This window comes from Luteibacter sp. dw_328, assembly GCF_018449605.1.
Lineage (GTDB): Bacteria > Pseudomonadota > Gammaproteobacteria > Xanthomonadales > Rhodanobacteraceae > Luteibacter.
This window is the reverse complement of sequence record NZ_JAAVUW010000005.1, coordinates 261,848-280,802: the sequence shown is the minus strand read 5'-3', so window position 1 is coordinate 280,802 and position 18,955 is coordinate 261,848. Positions and strand designations below refer to the sequence as shown.

At 64.2% G+C, this 18,955-nt stretch carries 12 protein-coding genes; 6 read left to right on the top strand and 6 right to left on the bottom strand.

Annotated features, from left to right (window positions below; genetic code table 11):
* Nucleotides 1–46 precede the first annotated feature (46 nt).
* From HB634_RS13980 to HB634_RS13965, 4 genes are all read right to left on the bottom strand, one after another.
* The gene (locus tag HB634_RS13980) at nt 47–817 is read right to left on the bottom strand and encodes a YciI family protein (protein WP_213948982.1); all 771 of its coding nucleotides are present in this window, start codon (nt 815–817) and stop codon (nt 47–49) included.
* Between the two features lie 12 nt (nt 818–829).
* Nucleotides 830–1,261: a VOC family protein gene (locus HB634_RS13975; protein WP_063572269.1), complete on the bottom strand. Its 432-nt coding sequence runs from the start codon at nt 1,259–1,261 to the stop codon at nt 830–832.
* Between the two features lie 25 nt (nt 1,262–1,286).
* A complete protein-coding gene (locus tag HB634_RS13970) occupies nt 1,287–1,718 on the bottom strand; it encodes a YciI family protein (protein ID WP_213948981.1) in 432 nt (143 codons plus the stop codon).
* 62 nt (nt 1,719–1,780) lie between these two features.
* Entirely contained in the window at nt 1,781–2,815 is a 1,035-nt protein-coding gene (locus HB634_RS13965; protein ID WP_213948980.1) for an HWE histidine kinase domain-containing protein, read from the bottom strand.
* Between the two features lie 418 nt (nt 2,816–3,233).
* Here HB634_RS13965 and HB634_RS13960 point away from each other — a divergent pair, with 418 nt between their 5' ends.
* The 4 genes from HB634_RS13960 to HB634_RS13945 all read left to right on the top strand — a co-directional run bounded on the left by HB634_RS13960 (nt 3,234) and on the right by HB634_RS13945 (nt 13,589).
* Nucleotides 3,234–9,257, top strand: a complete 6,024-nt coding sequence (locus HB634_RS13960) for an alpha-2-macroglobulin (protein ID WP_213948979.1) — start codon at nt 3,234–3,236, stop codon at nt 9,255–9,257.
* Between the two features lie 38 nt (nt 9,258–9,295).
* A complete protein-coding gene (gene pbpC / locus HB634_RS13955) occupies nt 9,296–11,662 on the top strand; it encodes a penicillin-binding protein 1C (RefSeq protein ID WP_213948978.1) in 2,367 nt (788 codons plus the stop codon).
* A 147-nt stretch (nt 11,663–11,809) separates the two neighbouring features.
* Nucleotides 11,810–13,132 carry a methyl-accepting chemotaxis protein gene (locus tag HB634_RS13950; protein WP_213948977.1) on the top strand — a complete coding sequence of 441 codons (1,323 nt, stop codon included), beginning with the start codon at nt 11,810–11,812 and terminating at the stop codon, nt 13,130–13,132.
* 31 nt (nt 13,133–13,163) lie between these two features.
* Nucleotides 13,164–13,589, top strand: coding sequence for a VOC family protein (locus HB634_RS13945; protein ID WP_063570743.1), 426 nt, complete (start codon nt 13,164–13,166; stop codon nt 13,587–13,589).
* Here HB634_RS13945 and HB634_RS13940 read toward each other — a convergent pair.
* Nucleotides 13,586–14,341, bottom strand: a complete 756-nt coding sequence (locus tag HB634_RS13940) for a helix-turn-helix domain-containing protein (RefSeq protein WP_063570744.1) — start codon at nt 14,339–14,341, stop codon at nt 13,586–13,588. The genes HB634_RS13945 and HB634_RS13940 overlap by 4 nt on opposite strands.
* A 330-nt stretch (nt 14,342–14,671) precedes the next feature.
* On the opposite strand from HB634_RS13940, the gene HB634_RS13935 reads away from it, so the two are divergent.
* Nucleotides 14,672–16,066 carry a sugar porter family MFS transporter gene (locus HB634_RS13935; RefSeq protein ID WP_213948976.1) on the top strand — a complete coding sequence of 465 codons (1,395 nt, stop codon included), beginning with the start codon at nt 14,672–14,674 and terminating at the stop codon, nt 16,064–16,066.
* 9 nt (nt 16,067–16,075) lie between these two features.
* Here HB634_RS13935 and norR read toward each other — a convergent pair whose 3' ends face one another.
* The gene (norR, locus tag HB634_RS13930; protein ID WP_213948975.1) at nt 16,076–17,626 is read right to left on the bottom strand and encodes a nitric oxide reductase transcriptional regulator NorR; all 1,551 of its coding nucleotides are present in this window, start codon (nt 17,624–17,626) and stop codon (nt 16,076–16,078) included.
* A gap of 145 nt (nt 17,627–17,771) precedes the next feature.
* Here norR and hmpA point away from each other — a divergent pair, with 145 nt between their 5' ends.
* A complete protein-coding gene (hmpA, locus tag HB634_RS13925; protein ID WP_063570746.1) occupies nt 17,772–18,953 on the top strand; it encodes an NO-inducible flavohemoprotein in 1,182 nt (393 codons plus the stop codon).
* Nucleotides 18,954–18,955 lie beyond the last annotated feature (2 nt).

Genomic DNA, 18,955 nt, shown 5'->3' with positions numbered 1-18,955 from the left:
GGATCAAACCACCCGTCGTCATGACGGGGCAAGCTGCGACGCCGCATCAGCTCAACGTGGCGAGCAGCTCCCGCATGGCATACAGCGGTCGGATTTCCAGGCGGGCGTCGTCGCCGTCGGGGAAGGGATAGGTCTGCGTCCAGGCAATGACCTCGTCGAGTGAGGCCACGCGCAGTACCCAGAATCCTGCAACCATTTCCTTGATTTCGGCGAACGGCCCGTCCATCACGGTGGCATGTCCCTTGCTGAAACGAACCCGCTTCGCATGCCGGCTGGATGACAGGCCGAAGCCGGCGATGAGAAAACCAGCCTCGTGGCCAGCCTTGTTTGCTTCCATCATCTTGCCGAGGACGTCCGGGCCCGGATCGAAGTCCGTTTCGCTACGCTCGTTGGCCTTGAGCATGACCATGTAGCGCGGCAGCTCCGAGTCGCCCTCGGCCGGGTTGCCGAAGCCGGACAGGCCGCCCGGGCAACCGAGGGGGCGTACTTCAACCTCGGCTCCGCCATGGGCGTCCTCGGCGGGCCACCCCGATACCCAGGCCACGGCCTGCTCCATCGAGTCGGCTTCGATGATGCTGAAACCAGCGACCAGCTCCTTCGTTTCGGGGAATGGGCCGTCGACCATCACGGGTTTGCGGCCATCCGCGAAATGGATGCGCACCCCGTCGCGGCTGGGCTTAAGACCCTCTCCCGCGAGGAAGCGGCCATCCGCTGCAAGCGTGTCGAGATGCTCGGCCATGGCGTCGACCAGATCGCGGCTGGGTGACGCCCCGGCTTCGCTGTCGGTGTCGGCCTTACGTACGATCAGAAAGCGCATGGGCTGCTCCGCTCAAGGATTCGGATGTTTCTCGGCACCGTTGATCATCCAGCTGGTGCCGAACTTGTCGGTGAACATGCCGAAACGCTCGGCCCAGAACGTCTCGGCGATCGGCATATGAACGTTTCCGCCGGCGGACAAGGCGGCGAACACGCGGTCCGCGTCGGACGCCTGATCGAAACCCAGGGCGATCGAGACACCATGCATCCCTGGGAACGGCATATGGGGCGGACAGTCCGAGGCCATCAACCACTGGTCACCGATCTGTAACCGGGCATGCATGACTTTCTCTTCGAAGTCTTTGGGCAAGGCGGGCTGCCCGGGCTGCGGCGGCATATCCTTGTATCGGCCCATCATGATGATCTTCGCGCCGAGCACCTTCGCATAAAACTCGAAGGCTTCTTCGCAGTTGCCGTTGAAACTGAGGTAGGGGGTAACGGTCATGGTGGTGTTCCTTCAGGAGGAGGGATCAGGACTTCGAGGCGACTTCCGCGTGCATGCGTTCCACCGTGGCGCGGGCTTCGGGTGTCAACGACTCTTCGCCGAAATCATCCATCTCGAACATGCGACGAATCTCAATCTCCGACTCGTCTCCTTCCATCGGGTTGGGGGCCCGTTTCATCCATTCGATGGCCTCGTCGAGTGAACGCGTCTGGATCAGCCAGTAACCGGCGACCAGTTCACGGGTCTCGGCAAAGGGGCCGTCGGTGACATCCCGCCGGTCGCCGGCGAAGCGGATGCGAGCACCGTCGCTGCTCGGGCGCAGCCCATCGGCGGCGAGGAGCACGCCCGCCTTAACCAGTTCCTCGTTGAACTTGATCATCGCCGTCATCAATGCCTCGCTGGGCATCTCGCCGGCTTCCGACGCCTTCGTCGCCTTGAGGATCACCATGAAACGCATGTGCCTTCTCCGTTGCCATGGCCGGGTCGCTCCCGGCCTTCATGACTACGTCGATTGTGCCCTCAGGGAATCGACACGGGCGTACGATTATTTTCAGCGGCGTGTCGCCAGGACCGCGCCGGCGCCTCGAAACAGCAACGGACACCGTCCTCCTCGAAGGCGATCGTCGCTTCCCCGCCCGCCTGGCAGGCCAGTACCCGCTCGATAAAGCGAATCCCGAAGCCCCGGTGGGCAGGGATGACCACGGGCGGGCCACCGCTCTCCTTCCAGGTCATACGCAGGCGTTCGGATGCGGCGTCGAATTGCCAGCACAGGTCCACCCGACCGGATGCGGTCGTCAGCGCCCCATATTTGGCCGCGTTGGTCAGCAACTCGTGCACGGCCATGGCAACGGCCACGGCGGTGGCTGAGGCGAGCATGAGGGGAGGGCCACCGATGGCGATGCGTGCGTTGCCCGGGTCGTGGGGAGCGATGGTGGCTTCCACGACACCGCGTAGCGCCACCTCCTCCCAGGCGTGGGTGACCAGCAGGTCGTGCGCCCCCGCCAGGGCCCGCAGCCGGCTCTCGAACGCAGCAAGGCATTCGGCCATCGGCCGGCCGCCGGTGAAGGTCTGCGTGGCCATGGCCTGGACCACGGCGAGCGTGTTCTTCACCCGGTGGCTCAGCTCGTTGACGAGGATCCGCTGAGCGCGTGCGGCATCGCGATGAGCCGTCACATCGATGCAGCTTCCCCAGTACCCGGCAAAGCGATCGTCCCGATAGAAGGGTTTGCCAGTGTCGAGGAGCCAGCGGTACTCGCCGTCGTATCGGCGAAGCCGGTATTCCATCGAGAACGGCTCACGTGCCTGGAAGGCGCCTCCATAGATGGACAGGCAACGTTGCAGGTCTTCAGGATGTACGCCTCCGGCCCATCCATCGCCCACTTCGTCGATCATCGGGCGGCCGGTGTACGTCAGCCAGGGCGTATTGAACCAGTCGCAGAGCTGGTCCGTACCCGCACGCCAGATCATGACGGGTGCAAAATCGGCGAGCTCGCGAAACTCGCCGTCGCTCGTGCTGAGGGCCCTCTCATAAGGACTCTTGGCCTCGTCGTACATCCCTTTTCCCCTTCGCTCGTCCCCGTGCAGGTCAACCATATCGCAAGTCGCAGGCGCGATGAATGTCTTTGGGCCGAACGCGTGAGATCGATCACGGCGCGGCAAATTCGGGGGAATTTTCCGATTTCTTCTATTGCGCATAGGCTCATACGTATCGGTTCCAGAGATCTCCCGACGGTCCGGTTGTCGGTTCCGGGCGTCCGTCTAAGTAGTCCTACTTAGTAACGCCCGCAAAACTCCCGAAGTCTGGCGCCGCCATGTCAGAATCCGGACGTCGCCGCGACAGGGGTCGCGCGCAACATCTCCTTGGGGACCAACGTCACACTGCCGGAACACCGCCTCGGGCGCGTGGCCGGCGTTGATGTATCCGCGGGCACGGCTTCGCGCCGTCACACGAATCAAAGGATCGGAAGGGAACATGGATCTGCTTCGTTTCATCGCGTCGTTACCCGTGCGCCTGCTGCGCGGCCTGCTCTGGCTGCTCGCGGGCGTCCTCCGGCCCATCTTCGGCAACATGTCCTGGTCCGCGCCCTCCTGGGTACCCGCGACCGGGCGAGCCGCTCGCCAGCATCCCCTGAAGTTCACGGGAACGATCGCCGGCGTGCTCATCGTCGCCGCAGCCGGGTGGTTCGGCTGGCACTGGTGGGAGAACCGACCCAAGCCGGTCGAGCCGAACCGGATCACTTTCGAGGCGCCGGCGCCGGACATCAGCGACTACGACCGTGCCCCCGTGAGCGTTCATCCCCTCACGGTGACGTTCTCCGCCTCGGCGGCAAAGCTCGAGTCGCTGGGCAAGCCCGTCACCGACGGCATCGCCATGGACCCGAAGCTTGCCGGTCAGTGGAGCTGGGAAAGCGACCGTGTGCTGAAGTTCGTCCCGGCCGCCGACTGGCCCGTGGGACGGAAGATCGAGGTCCGTTTCGACAAAGCCAAGGTGTTCGCGCCACACGTGCTGCTGGCGGACGATCACTTCGACGTTGCCACGGCACCCTTCACGGCGCGCGTGGTCAACGGCGAGTTCTACCAGGATCCACAGGATCCGACCAAGAAGAAGACCATCGTCCAGTTGGGCTTCAACTACCCGGTGGACCCGGCGCAACTGGAGAAGCGCCTGGCGCTCGATCTGCGCAATCGTGACGAGAAGCGCGGCGCGGAACTCAAGTTCAGCGTCACCTACGACGAGCATCACCTCAACGCTTTCGTTCACTCGCAGCCCCTGCAGCTCCCACGCGACGATGGCTCGGTGGGTCTCAAGATGGATGATGGCGTGCGCAGCAGCCGTGGGGGCGATGGCACCGAAAAGGCTCTCGAGACCGCGGTACGCGTGCCCGGCCTGTACAGCCTTACGCTCGATGAGGTCTCAGCCACGCTGGTCGACAACGCACGCTTCGAGCCGGAACAGGTCGTGGTGATGAACTTCGGCGGTCCGGTCAGCGATGCCGAGCTGACCAAGCATCTCCGCGCCTGGGTCGTTCCGCAGGACAACAAGCGCAGCTGGTCGACAAGCACCATCAGCGACAGCGATCTTCGTTCCTTTACCCAGCTCAAGCCGGAAGTCGTACCTACCGAGAACGACTGGTCGGCCGCGCAGAGCTTCCGCTATCACGCGCAGCCGGGCCAGCGCATCTACGTGCGGGTCGAGAAGGGCATGACCTCGTTCGGCGGCTATGTCATGGCCAAGCCGCGGGTGGACATCCTCAGCGTGCCCGACTATCCGCGCCTGCTTCGCTTCATGGCGGACGGCTCCCTGCTTTCGCTGAGCGGTGACAAGCGCATCTCCGTCGTCTCCCGGAACATGCCGGGGATGCGCGTCGAGGTCGGCCGGGTTCTTCCCGATCAGCTGCAACACCTGGTGTCGCTCAATTCGGGCAGCTACACCAAGCCCGAGATGTATGGGTTCACGTCTGACCATATCGTCGATCGTTTCGTGAAGAAGGTTTCCTTTCCAGACGAAGGCGCGGGCAAGGCCCACTACGAAGGCTTCGACCTCGGCCAGTACCTTGCTGCCGGCAAGCGCGGTGTGTTCCTGCTCAAGCTGTCCGGTTACGACGAAAAGGTCGATCAGGAAGCACGCGATCGCCGGGTCAAGGCGGCACGCGAAGCGGCAGCCCGTGACGCGGGTGCCGATGCCGACGCCGCAGCGGCTGATGCAGCGAAAGACGATGACGATACCGACCGCGTGCCATACGACTGGCCGAAGGACGAACGCCTCGTCGTGATCACCGATCTTGGCGTGATTGCCAAGAAGTCGATGGACGGTAGCCAGGACATCTTCGTGCAGTCCATTCGCACGGGCTCACCGGTGTCGGGTGCATCCGTTGCGGTGATCGCGAAGAACGGCAGCACACTGTTCACCCAGAACACCGGGGCGGACGGCAAGGCGCACTTCGCTAACCTCAAGGGCTTCACCCAGGAGAAGGCCCCGGCCATGTACGTCGTACGCCAGGGGGAGGATCTCTCCTTCCTGCCCGTGACCTCGTACGACCGCACGCTCGATTTCTCCCGTTTCGACATCGGCGGCGAACCCAACGCGCACAGCCAGGGTCAGCTGTCCGGCTACCTGTTCTCCGATCGTGGCATCTATCGGCCGGGCGACCTTTTCCACATTGGCATGATCGTGCGCGCGAACAGCTGGACGCGCAGCGTCGCCGGCATGCCCCTGATCGCCGAGGTGGTCGATCCCCGCGGCACGACGGTACGCCAGCAGACCATATCGATGGACGCCGCAGGTTTCGCCGAGCTCGACCACACCACGGCCGAGACCTCGCCGACCGGCAACTGGACCGTGAACCTATACATCGCCAAGGACGGCAAGCCGTACTCGCAGATCGGTAGTACCACGGTCCAGGTCAAGGAATTCCAGCCCGACCGCATGAAGGTGTCGGCGAAGCTCTCCACCGCGGTGACTGAGGGTTGGGTGAAGCCCGCGCAGCTGAAGGCGCTGGTCGACGTCCAGAATCTGTTCGGGACGCCCGCCGCGGACCGGCGCGTCGAGGGTTCGCTCACCTTGCGCCCGGCGTTCCCCTCTTTCCCCAGCTACAAGGACTATCACTTCTACGACGTGCGTCGTGCGAAGGAAGGCTTCGAGGAGAAGCTCGCCGACGCGAAGACCGACGACAAGGGGCACGCGGAGTTTGCACTAGACCTGTCCAAGTATGCCGACGCTACGTACCAGCTCTACTTCCTGGCCAAGGCCTATGAAGCCGAAGGCGGACGCAGCGTGGCCGCGGCTACGCAGGGCATGGTGTCGTCAAACGACTGGCTCGTCGGCTACAAGGCGGTCGACAACCTCGACTATGTGAGCCGAGACGCGAAACGCATCGTCAACCTGGTCGCCATCGATCCCACCGCGAAACGCATCGACTTAAAGGGTCTCAAGCAGGCTATCGTCGAAACGCGCTTCGTCTCCGTGCTGACCAAGCAGGACTCCGGGGTCTTCAAGTACGAGTCCAAAGCCCGTGAGACCACGGTATCGGAGACGCCACTGACCCTCCCGGCAGCGGGCCTCGACGTAACGCTTCCGACGGACAAGCCGGGCAATTTCGCGCTGGTACTGAAGAACGCCGAAGGCAAGGAAATCAATCGCGTCGCCTGGTCGGTGGCCGGCGAAGGCAACGTGTCGCGTTCGCTTGAACGCAATGCCGAGCTCCAGCTCACGCTGTCGAAGAAGGACTACGCACCGGGCGAGGCAGTGGATATCGCCATCCGCGCGCCGTATGCCGGTAGCGGCCTGATCACCATCGAGCGCGACAAGGTCTACGCTCACGCCTGGTTCCATGCCGATTCGACCAGCACCGTCCAGCACATCACGGTGCCGGCGGACTTCGAAGGCAACGGATACATCAACGTGCAGTACGTGCGCGACCCCTCCTCGGACGAGATTTTCATGAGCCCGCTGTCGTTCGGCGTGGTCCCGTTCTCGGTGAACATGGATGCCAGGCGCAACGTGCTGGCCGTCGAGTCGCCGCAGCTGGTCAAGCCTGGCGATACCGTCACCTTCCACGTGACCTCCACGACACCGACGCGCGCGGTTGTATTCGCCGTCGACGAGGGCATCCTGCAGGTGGCGCATTACAAGCTGGGCGATCCGCTGCAGTACTTCTTCCGCAAGCGCATGCTGGAAGTGTCCACGTCGCAGATCCTCGACCTGATCATCCCGGACTTCCAGAAGTTGATGACGATGGCCGCCCCCGGAGGCGATGCGGACGGTGCCATCGGCCGCCAACTCAATCCGTTCCGGCGAAAGCGGGACAAGCCGGTGGCGTACTGGTCCGGTATCGTCGACATCGACGGCTCGCGCGACCTCACATACAAGGTTCCCGACTACTTCAATGGCAAGCTGCGCGTCATGGCGGTCAGCGTCTCGCCGGAGAAAATCGGTACCTTCGAGGGAGCGACCACGGTACGTGGTGACTTCGTGCTCTCGCCCAATGTGCCGACGACGCTCGCGCCGGGTGACGAGGCAGAGATCAGTGTGGGTGTGGCCAACAACCTCACTGGCCTCGGTGGCAAGGACGTACCGGTCGGAGTGACCCTGAAGCTCGGCGCGCCATTGCAGATCGTCGGCGATGCGACGAAGACGCTGAGCCTCGGCGAGATGCGCGAAGGTGTGGCGATCTTCCGCGTGCGGGCCACGGACAAGCTGGGTTCGGGCAACATGACGTTCACTGCCGCCTTCAACGGTAAATCCGCGAAGCAGAGTGTGGACCTGTCCGTACGCCCCGCGTCGCCCCTGCGGACGGACCTCGCCTTCGGTCGGGTCGACGCGCACGGACGCGCCGACGTGACATCGCTACGCGACATGCACGATGAATACGCCAAGCGTGACGCTTCGTTTTCGACCGTACCTGTGGTGCTGGCGCGCGGCCTCGCCACGTATCTCGTCGACTTCCCGCATTACTGCACCGAGCAGGTGATCAGTGCCGCGATGCCGGCCCTGATCCTCGGCAAGCGAACGGAGTTCGGCGACGTCAAGCCGGCGCGCATGTCGGGTGACGAGACCGCACCAGCGGATCCGGTCGCTGCCCTGTTCGACGTGCTTCGTGCTCGTCAGAACGGCCAGGGTGGTTTCGGACTCTGGACGGCGACGCCAGACACACATGTGTTCGCGACGGACTACGCAGTTCATTACCTCATCGAAGCAGGCGACCACGGCGTGGCCGTGCCGGCGGATCTGCTGGCGTCGGCGGACAACGCCCTCCGCCAGATCGCTGCCGATGACAGTGGCGACACGCTGGTGGAAATGCGCCAGCGCGCTTACGCGATCTACCTGCTGACACGCCAGGGCAACGTCACCACGAATGACCTCGCCTCGGTGCAGCGTCGCCTGGAAGAGGTCTACCCGAAGCAGTGGCACGACGATCTCGCCGCCGCGTGGCTGGCCGCGTCCTACCAGATGCTTCATCAGGACAAGCTGGCCAACGACCTGATGTCGCGCCCGCGCAAGCTGCTCTCGCGCAAGCCGGCCGATGAGACCTACGACTACAGCGATTACTACGACACGCCCATCCGGGACGCATCGGTCCTTTACCTGCTTGCCAAGCACTTCCCGGAGCAGGCGAAGACCCTACCGCCGGAGACGATCGAGAACCTCGTACGCCCGCTGGCCAAGGGCCACTACAACACGCTTTCCTCCGGCATGATCATCATCGCGCTGGATGCCTGGGCCTCGCAGGCAGGCGGCGACGTGAGCAAGCTCTCGATCGGTGCGGTGGCGGCCAACGGCACGGTGACACCCATCGGCGTCGTGAAGGGGTCTTTGGTGGACGGCCACTGGTCGACCGGGGCGCAGCGCCTGCGTCTGGTCAATGACGCCGAAGCGACGGCCTGGTATGGCGTCGCGCAGACAGGATTCGATCGCAAGCCGTCCACGGATACGCGCAAGGATGGTCTGGAGATTACCCGCACGTATACGGACACCAAGGGCAAATCCGTCGACACGGTCAATACCGGCGACGAGATCGACGTGCACGTGAGGGTGCGCTCCACGACCGATCACGATGTGTTCGACGTCGCGATCGTCGACCTGCTGCCCGGTGGCTTCGAACCGGTGCTGGACACCGCGCCACCTGCCGATGCTGCGGAGGCGGCACCGTCTTCGGACGAGGCAACGTCGGACGCATCGGGCAACGGCGATGCCGATAGCGATGCCGAAGGCAATGGTGGCGCGGCCGATGGCGCCGATGACAACACACCTGCCTGGCATTCACCTATCGGCAACCCCGAGTCCACCTGGAAGCCCGAGTACGCGGATGTCCGCGAGGATCGCGTGGTGGTCTACGGCACGGCCAGTACCGACGTGCAGGAGTTCATCTACCGCATCAAGGCGACCAATGCCGGTAAGTTCGTGATTCCGCCCGCTCTGATCGAATCGCTCTACGACCGCGGCGTCCAGGCACGCGCCCCGGGCGGCGGCGCGATAACCGTCCAACGTAAACCGTAACGGGCCGACACGAAACCAAAGGCGTTTCCGTCGCACCGATGAACAGTCTTCACCGCTTCCGTCGCATCAAATGGCACAACGCCCTTGTGGCGTTGCTGCTGTTTGCCGCTTTACCCGTGGTGCTCAGATGCTGGCCACACGAACCGCTGCGCGCCTGGTTTCCCTCGTCCACGGCGGTCTACGATGCAGACGGACGCCTGCTCCGTCTTACGCTCGCCAGCGACGATCGTTACCGACTCTGGGTCCCGCTCGAAGACATGTCACCCGCCTTCGTCGATGGCGTGCTGCTGCATGAGGATCGCTGGTTCCGTTGGCATCCTGGCGTGAGTGCGTGGGGTCTCGTGCGCGGTGCCTGGGTGACGTATGCCAGGCATGGCAGTCGGCAGGGGGGCTCCACGATCACCATGCAGCTTGCCCGGCTGATCTGGCATCTCGACACGCGGAGTCCTCGAGGCAAACTGGTGCAGGCGATGCACGCCGTCCAGCTGGAGGCCCGCTATTCCAAACACGATATCCTCGAGGCCTACCTCAACGCCGCCCCCTATGGACGCAACGTGGAAGGCGTGGGCGCGGCCAGCCTTGCGTACTTCGGCAAGGCCCCGGCAAGACTAAGCCTGCCGGAAGCGTTGACGCTGGCGGTGATTCCGCAGGATCCGTCCCGGGGACTTCCGGGTGATGTCAACGGCAGCGCCGTCATCGGGACGGCGCTGAAGGCATCGCGCGATCGTCTCTTTAGCCGCTGGATCACGAAGCACCCAGCCGATGCCAACGCCGGACCTCTGTTCGACCTGCCGTTACGGCTACGCCCGCTATCGCGCCTGCCTTTCGAGGCGCCGCACTTCGTCGAGCAGGTACTTGCCGAGCGCCGTCTCGATGGCGACGACGACATGCGGATCACGACCACGCTCGATCTCGGGCTGCAACACAGTCTGGAACGACAGGTGCGCCAGTACGTGCAGCGCAGTGGCGACCGCGGCATCCGCAATGCCGCGGCGATCCTGATCGACACGCGCGACATGGGCGTCAAGGCGATGGTCGGTTCGGCCGACTACTTCGACTCATCAATCTTCGGGCAGGTGAACGGCACGCAGGCTAAGCGTTCGCCGGGCTCGACGTTGAAGCCCTTCATCTACGCCCTTGGCTTCGACCAGGGCCTTCTTCATCCCGAAACCGTACTCCGCGATGTGCCATCGGCGTTCGGCCCGTACACGCCGGAGAATTTTGACGGTCACTTCCTCGGCCCTGTAACGGCGACGCAGGCCCTGGTCCGTAGTCGCAACATTCCCGCGGTGCAGATCGCTGCCAGGCTCGCTAACCCGAATCTGTACCAGTTCCTGCACGACGCCGGCGTCTCACGCATGGCCAGCGAGAAACATTACGGACTGGCCCTCGTCCTCGGCGGCGGGGAAGTCACCATGCAGGAGCTCGGTGGCCTGTACGCCATGCTCGCCAACCGCGGCGAACTGCGCCCGCTGCGTACGCTTGCAGCCCAGCCGCGCACGAAGGGCACGAGGATGCTCAGCGAAGAAGCGAGTTTCATGGTCATGGACATGTTGCGCCAGAATCCGCGGCCGGATGACGCGGTGGCGGCCCAGCCTTCCCGGTTGCCGCTTTACTGGAAGACCGGCACGTCGTGGAGTTTCCGGGATGCGTGGACAGCCGGTAGCTTCGGTCCGTATGTCCTGGTGGTCTGGATAGGCAATTTCGACGGCAGCGGCAACCCCGCGTTCGTCGGCGTGGATGCGGCCGCGCCGCTGTTCTTCCGCATCGCCGACGCCCTGCGTGCCGAACGGCCGGGGCTGGCGGAACCGATCCGACGAAATCCGCCCAACCTCCGCCGTGTGCCGATTTGCCTGGCTAGCGGCGAACTTCCGAATGCATGGTGCCCCCAGGTGGGCAGTACCTGGTTCATTCCAGGCAAGTCGCCGATCCGCGTGAGCAACATCCATCGTCCCGTGGTGGTGGACAAGGACAGCGGGAAACCGGCCTGTCCACCCTACGATCCCGAACGTACGCGGACGGAGGTGTACGAGTACTGGCCGTCCGACCTGGCGCGCGTCTTCGCGCAGGCGGGCATGGCACGCCGCACGCCGCCACCGTTGCCGGATTGCCAGGGCGGTGGTCAGCTGGCCGGCGATCCGCCGAAGATCACGTCCCCGCTGAAGGGCAGTACCTATCAGATTCGCGTTTCCCGCCTGGGCAGCGAACGCATTACTTTCGCTGCGACGACGGATGCCGGCTCCCGGACGCTCTACTGGTTTGCCGACGACGCTTACCTGGGGAGCGTGGCGAGCGGCCAGCCGCTTATGTGGGCGCCCGAACGCACAGGACGTTTCCTCATTCGCGTCGTTGACGACCACGGGCGCACGGATTCACGTGACCTGACGATTGGCGCCGTCGAATAAACCAGATTCGTCAAAACCGCGATTTGTAGGAGCCGATTCATCGGCGATAGCCAGCAATCCGTACGCGAAATCGGCATCTCACTTACAGCTCTTCCCCGCAGGTGTCGATAACAATGATCGAACACCGTCATCGGGCAGGCAACGATCATGCGCATCGACATCGTCACACGTCTTCGCACGCTCTTCGGACATTCGCGAACGGATATGCGCGGAAAGATCGCTGCGATCGATCGCACCCAGGCCGTGATCGAGTTCGCGCTCGACGGCACCATCCTCGATGCGAACGCCAACTTCCTGGCAGCGCTCGGCTATGCGCGCGAGGACATCATCGGCAGGCATCACCGCATGTTCGTCGATCCATCGGAAGCAGGGAGCGCGGCCTATGCCGATTTCTGGGCGCGTCTCGGCAAGGGGGAGCCCGACGTCGGTCTCTATCGGCGGTTCGGGGCGAACGGGCGCGAGGTCTGGATCCAGGCGAGCTATAACCCGGTGCTCGATGGTCGCGGACGCCCGCTCAAGGTCGTGAAGTTCGCCACCGACGTGACCGAGCAGCGTCTGCGTGCCGCCGACATGGAAGGACGCCTCGCTGCCATCGACAAAGCCCAGGCCGTCATCAGTTTCAGTCTCGACGGCATCATCCTCGACGCCAACGACAACTTCCTTGCCACCATGGGCTACACGCGTGACGAAGTGATCGGCCAGCACCACCGGATGTTCGTCGATCGCGTGGACCGCGAAGGCGCCGAGTACCGGGCGTTCTGGGAGAAGCTCGGACGCGGCGAATACGATTCGTCGCTGTATCGCCGCGTCGATAGGCAAGGCCGCGAAGTGTGGATCCAGGGTAGCTACAACCCGATCCTCGACATGGCCGGGCGGCCGTTCAAGGTGGTGAAGTACGCCACCGACGTGTCGGCGCAGACGCGCGCCACGCGCGCACTTCATGCCTCTCTCACGGAGTTGGCCGACACCGTGCCAGCCATCGCCGAGCAAGCACGCGTGACGAATGCGCTGGCCAACGACGCGAGTCGTTCTGCCGCCGATGGCGGCGCCATGGTCGAAGCGGTCATCGCTACCATGGCGGCCATACAGGGCGGTGCACAGGACATCGCGGAGATCGTCAGCCTGATCGATTCGATCGCGTTCCAGACGAATATCCTGGCCCTGAACGCCGCCATCGAGGCGGCGCGCTCCGGAACCCATGGCAAGGGTTTCGCCGTCGTGGCCCAGGAGGTGCGCATGCTCTCGCAACGCAGTGCTGCGTCCGCTCGGGAGATCCGCAGCCTGATCGAGAGCACGCTCGACCGCGTTCGCGAAGGCAGTGAGCGAAGCGGGGAGGCCGGGGCCGCCATGGGTGACATCCTGACCGCGGTCAGCGCCTTGCTCGACCGCGTGTCGGACGTGGCGCAGGCAACGAACACACAGGCCCATGGTATCGACTCGGTTCGGCGCGCCGTGGCCGAACTGGCGTAACGTAGGGGCTCCCCGACGAGGAGCTCACGCCATGAACAGCACGATCGTTCCCTGCCTGCGATACCGGGACGCCCTGGAGGCTATCGATTTCCTCTGTTCCGCTTTCGGTTTCGAAAAACATGCCGTGTACGTCAACGCGGAGCATCAGCACATCGTCGATCATGCTCAGCTGACCTTCGGCGGCGGCATGATCATGCTCGGCTCGGCCCGCGACGACACGCCTTTCAGCCAGCACATGGTTCAGCCCGATGAAGTCGGCGGCCGCGAAACGCAGTGTCCCTGCGTCTTCGTGAGCGACGTGCGAGCGCACTATGAGACCGCCAGGTCCCGCGGTGCGCGTATCGTCGACGACTACGAAGAGAAGGAATACGGCGGCGCCGGTTACTCCGCCCGCGATCCCGAGGGTCACCTGTGGTACTTCGGCAGCTACGACCCGTGGGCTCCTCTGCCTGGTTAACCCCAGCGGCGGCCGTGTTCCACCATATACAGGCGGATTTCATCTTCGGCGATATCCGCCAACGCGCGCAGGCCTTCTTTCTGCGAGTCGTCGAGTCGTCGCGGCATGCGGTCGACAACGCACAGGGTCCCCAGGGCATGGCCGTCCGGACCCCGCAGGGGGCAACCCGCGTAGAAGCGGATATGCGGCTCACCGGCAAGCAGCGGGCTCGCGTTGAAGCGCGCGTCCTGCCGCGTATCTTCGACGGTGACCATGTCCTCGCCGAGAATGGCGTGGCTGCAGAACGCCAGGGCGCGAGGTGTTTCCCGCAGTTTCGTTCCCTGCGCCGACTTGAACCACTGACGCTTCGCGGTGAGCAGCGAAATAAACGAGACCGGGGTGCCTGCGATCAATAAGGCCAGCCGCGTGATGCGATCGAATGCCGGATCGGCGGGCGTGTCCAGCAAGCCCGTACGGCCGACCATACGTAGTCGCGCGGCTTCGTCGTGCGGTACCGGATAGTTCGGAGAGCGCTCGGCTCGTAACTCCTGCGGCATGCATTGGAGGGAGTCCGCGGACATCGCCGTGCGTTCCTCGAGCAGCGCGATGACCGCGCTCTGGCGCATACGGCGATGGCCGCCGGGCGTCTTCCAGGATTCGAGCGCGCCGCTTTCGATCCACTTCTGTGCGGTGCTTACGGAGATGCCAAGCAGGCGCGCGGCGTCGCGCGTGGTGAGGGTGGGATCGTCAATCGGGGAGCGGGAGGAAGACATGAGCAAGGCGGTTATGTGCGTAAGGATTAACAGATCGACGCTAACACAGGCCAATGCTTGTCACGCTTGGCAACGCTCGCGTGTTTCGGTGGTCAACGTCGGAAAATACACGCGGCGACGCGGCAATGACGCATGGTGAACAGGCCAGCGCGTTGAGGTTGCATCCATCATGAAGGCAGTCGCCGATCGCGATAGCCACTCTCAACGACTTTGCCGTTTTCGCGCATTTTCTTGCGGACTCACCCCGTGCCGACACATCGCATACGGGTCCGATACATGTCGAGGCATTCAATGCCTGGCATCTGCCTTTTCGTATAAGGAACCGATCCCATGGATGCCACCGTAAAACAGGAAGCGAAGGCCGCCCACCCGAAGGCGGCCATAGTCACCACGTGTATCCTCGCCGCCCTCGCCGGGCTGATGTTCGGCCTTGATATCGGTGTGATCTCGGGCGCGACCCAGTTCATCCAGGCCGACTTCAAGGTGTCGGACAGCATGGTGGAGTGGATCGTCAGTTCGATGATGTTGGGCGCGTGCGTCGGCGCGCTGGCCGCTGGTTGGATGTCCGCCACACTGGGCCGTAAGCGCTCACTGATGTTCGCTGGCGTGGTGTTCATCGGTGGCTCGCTGTTCTGCGCGGTCGCCGGGTCGCCAACGATTCTCATCGTGGCGCGCTGCGTACTGGGCGTGGCTATCGGCGTGGCGACGTTTACCGCGCCGTTGTACCTTGCCGAAGTGGCTCCGGAGAAAATTCGCGGTGCCATGATCTCCACCTACCAGCTGATGATCACCACGGGCATCCTTCTCGCCTTTCTCTCGGACACGGCCTTCAGCTCGACCGGTAACTGGCGCTGGATGCTCGGCATCATCGCCGCTCCGGGCGTACTTTTCCTGATCGGCCTGTTCTTCCTTCCCGACAGTCCGCGCTGGTTGCTCATGCGTGGCCGTCGCGAGGAAGCCCAGGTGGTGCTTGCGAAGCTGCGCGGCGACGAGGCGGTGGTAAAGCAGGAAATCGCCGCCATCGACGAACAGCTGAAGACCAAGCAGCACGGCTGGAGCATGTTCCGGGACAACGGCAACTTCCGTCGCTCGGTGGGCCTCGGCGTGCTGCTGCAGGCCATGCAGCAATTTACCGGCATGAACGTCGTGATGTACTACGCGCCGCGCATCTTCAAGGACATGGGTTACGACACCCACGCCCAGATGTGGTTCACCGCGGCGGTCGGCCTGACGAACGTGCTGGCAACCCTGATCGCCTTCGGTCTCGTCGATCGCCTGGGCCGCAAGCCGATCCTGTACGCCGGGTTCACCATCATGGCGATCGGCCTCGGTGTCGTCGGCACGATGATGGGACTCGGTATCCACTCGCGCGGCGAGCAGTTCTTTACGGTCGGCATGCTGCTGCTCTTCATCGTCGGCTTCGCGATGTCGGCCGGTCCGTTGATCTGGACACTGTGTTCGGAGGTTCAGCCACTTAAGGGGCGCGATTTCGGTATCGCTGCCTCCACGTTTACGAACTGGGCCACCAACTGGGTGGTCGGCGTGACCTTCCTCAGTCTGCTCAGCGGCATCGGCAATGCGCAGACCTTCTGGCTCTATGGCGGACTCAACGCGCTGTTCATCGTTTTCACTTTCTTGCTGGTGCCGGAGACGAAGGGCGTGACGCTGGAGCAGATCGAGAGCAACCTGATGAGCGGCAAACCGCTGCGCCGGATCGGTCGGTAAACCTGGGGCCTATCTCGGGATGCCGAGCCGGGCTGCGGATCGTCGCAGGTTGGCACGGTCCATCCCGAGCTCTCGCGCCGTGGCCGCCCAGTTGTTGTCGTTCCGACGGAGACTGCGTTCGATGACCGAGCGCTCGTAGCGATCGAGATCGGCGCGGAGTGACAGGCCGGTGATCTGATCGGTGCTCTCGGGTACCGCGACCGGCACAGTCTTCGCTACGGGCAAGTCGAGGTCGGACGCCGACAACGTCAGCGCACGTGCCTTGCTCCCTTGCCGCGACAGCGCCTTCAGTGCGCTACGGCCGATGGTGTGTTCGAGCTCACGCACGTTTCCCGGCCACGTCCAGGCGAGCAGGGCGGCTTGCGCGTCACTGGCCAGCCGGAGGCCTGTCAGACCGAGTCGGCCTCGATTCTCTTCGAGAAACGTACCGGCCAGAAGCAACACGTCGTTACCACGCTCCCGCAACGCTGGCACACGTAGTGGATAGACGCTGATGCGGTGGTAGAAGTCCGCACGGCAGCGGCCGGCCCGCACTTCATCGGCAAGATCGCGGTTGCTCGCGGCAATGATTCGTACGTTTACCCGGTGCTCGCGATCGGACCCGACCCGCTGCAGCTGGCCGCTCTGCATCACGCGAAGCAGTGTGGCCTGCGCCGCGAGGGAGAGGTCGGCGACTTCGTCGAGAAACAACGTGCCGTGGTCGGCGAGCTCGAACTTGCCGCGGCGGTCGGTCGTTGCGCCGGAGAAGGCACCGCGCACGTGCCCGAACAACTCGCTCTCCACCAGATGCTCGGGAAGCGCAGCGCAGTTGACCGCTATCAGCGGCCGGTCGGCGCGCGGCGAGGCCGCATGGATGGCCTGCGCCACCAGTTCCTTGCCGACGCCCGTCTCGCCGCGGATCAGTACGGTGAGGTCGCTGCCGGCGACGGTGGCGATGTCGTCGACCAGCCGCCGAAAGGCCGGGCTGCGGCCAGCAAGCGCGCGGCCGGGCACTTGCCCGGCCGCTAGCCGGAAACCTTCGGCGCGGGCACGCTCGTGCTCGGCGGAGCGCTGCAGGCCGCGCATCCGCTCAGCCACCGAAACCGTGGCAGCGGCAAGACTGGCAAAGGCGCGCACGGTAGTGAGGTCGGACGGTCCGAAGCGACCTGCCTCCAGCGCATCGACGGTCACCAGACCCCAGGGCTTACCGTCGATCACCAGGGGGCAGCCCATGCAGTCATGCACGTCGAGCGGCAAATGAGCCTCCACCAGGCCGTCGTAAGGATCGGGCAGGGGGCTATCGGGCGGGAACAGGGTCGGACCTTCCTGCGCGAGCAAGGCGGCGAACCGGGGATGGTCCGCCACGACGAAGCGACGGCCGAGCGTGTCCTCGGTGAGTCCGTCGACCGCCAGGGGTACGAGCTCGCGACCCTCGAGACGGAGCAGGGCGCTGGCGTCGCAAGGCACGAGTAAGCGCAAGGTATCGAGAAGTCGCCGGTAGCGCTCGGCCTCGGGAATCTCCCTGGAGAGATCGTCGACCAGCGGCAGCAGGGCATCGAGTTCAGGACGAGCTGCAGTCATATCGACCTCGCAAGGGTCGAAGTGACCCGGTCTCGGAGCGGGTCACTTCGACCCTTCGCTATTCTAACTCTATGAACTTTAAACAATGTCAGAACTGGCATGGGATGTGAATAAAGAGGACATACCCAAAACCAGAGGCAGTCCCATGATTTCCGCCGAACACCGCGCCATCGTCCGCTCCACCGTGCCCCTGCTCGAGCAGGGCGGCGAGGCGCTCACGACGCACTTCTATCGCATCCTCCTCGACGAGCATCCGGAGGTGCGTCCCTTCTTCAACCAGGCCAACCAGGCCACAGGCGAGCAGCCGCGCGCGCTGGCCAACGGCGTGCTGATGTACGCACGGCACATCGACAAGCTCGAAGCCCTCGGCGACCTCGTCGGCGCGATCATCAGCAAGCACGTGTCGCTGAGGATTCGCCGCGAGCACTATCCGGTCGTCGGTGCCTCCTTGCTGCGTGCCATCCGCGAGGTATTGGGCGCCGACATCGCCACGGACGCGGTGCTCGAGGCCTGGGGCGTCGCCTACCAGCAGCTGGCCGATATCCTCGGCGATGCCGAAGAAGTCATCTATGACCGCGTGGCGTCGAGCCCGGGTGGCTGGCGCGACGGGCGGACCTTCGTCGTCGCGCACAAGGTGCAGGAGAGCGACGAAATCACCTCGTTCCACTTCGTTCCGGAAGACGGCGGTGCTGTCATCGCTCATGCGCCGGGCCAGTACATCGGCCTGCGCGTCCTCGTGGGCAACCAGGATGCGCGCCGTAACTACTCGTTGTCGGCCGCGTCGAATGAAAAGGGCTACCGGATAAGCGTCAAGCGGGTAACCGGTGGCCTGGTGTCCAACCACCTGCATGACCACATCCAGGTAGGCGACACGGTTGAACTCTTTCCGCCCTCGGGCCACTTCGTGCTCGAGCATAACGACCGCGCACTCGTGCTCATCAGCGGTGGTGTCGGCATCACGCCGACGTTGGCCATGCTGCAGGCCGCGCTGGCGACGGAACGCCCGATTCACTTCATCCATTCGGCGCGTCATGGCGGCGTGCATGCCTTTCGAGATGTCATCGACAACCTCGCGGCGGAGCATTCCAGGCTTCGCCGGTACTACTGCTACGAGGCGCCGCGCAAGGGTGACGCCGAACCCGACGCGACCGGTTTCCTCGACAAGGACCTTCTCGCTGCGTGGCTGCCGGCCATCGACACGATGGACGCCTACTACCTGGGGCCGAAGCCTTTCATGAAGGCCGTGCGGCGGGCACTGCGCGACCTGGGCGTGCCCGATGCCCGGGCGAAGTACGAGTTCTTCGGGCCGGCCTCTTCGCTCGACTGACG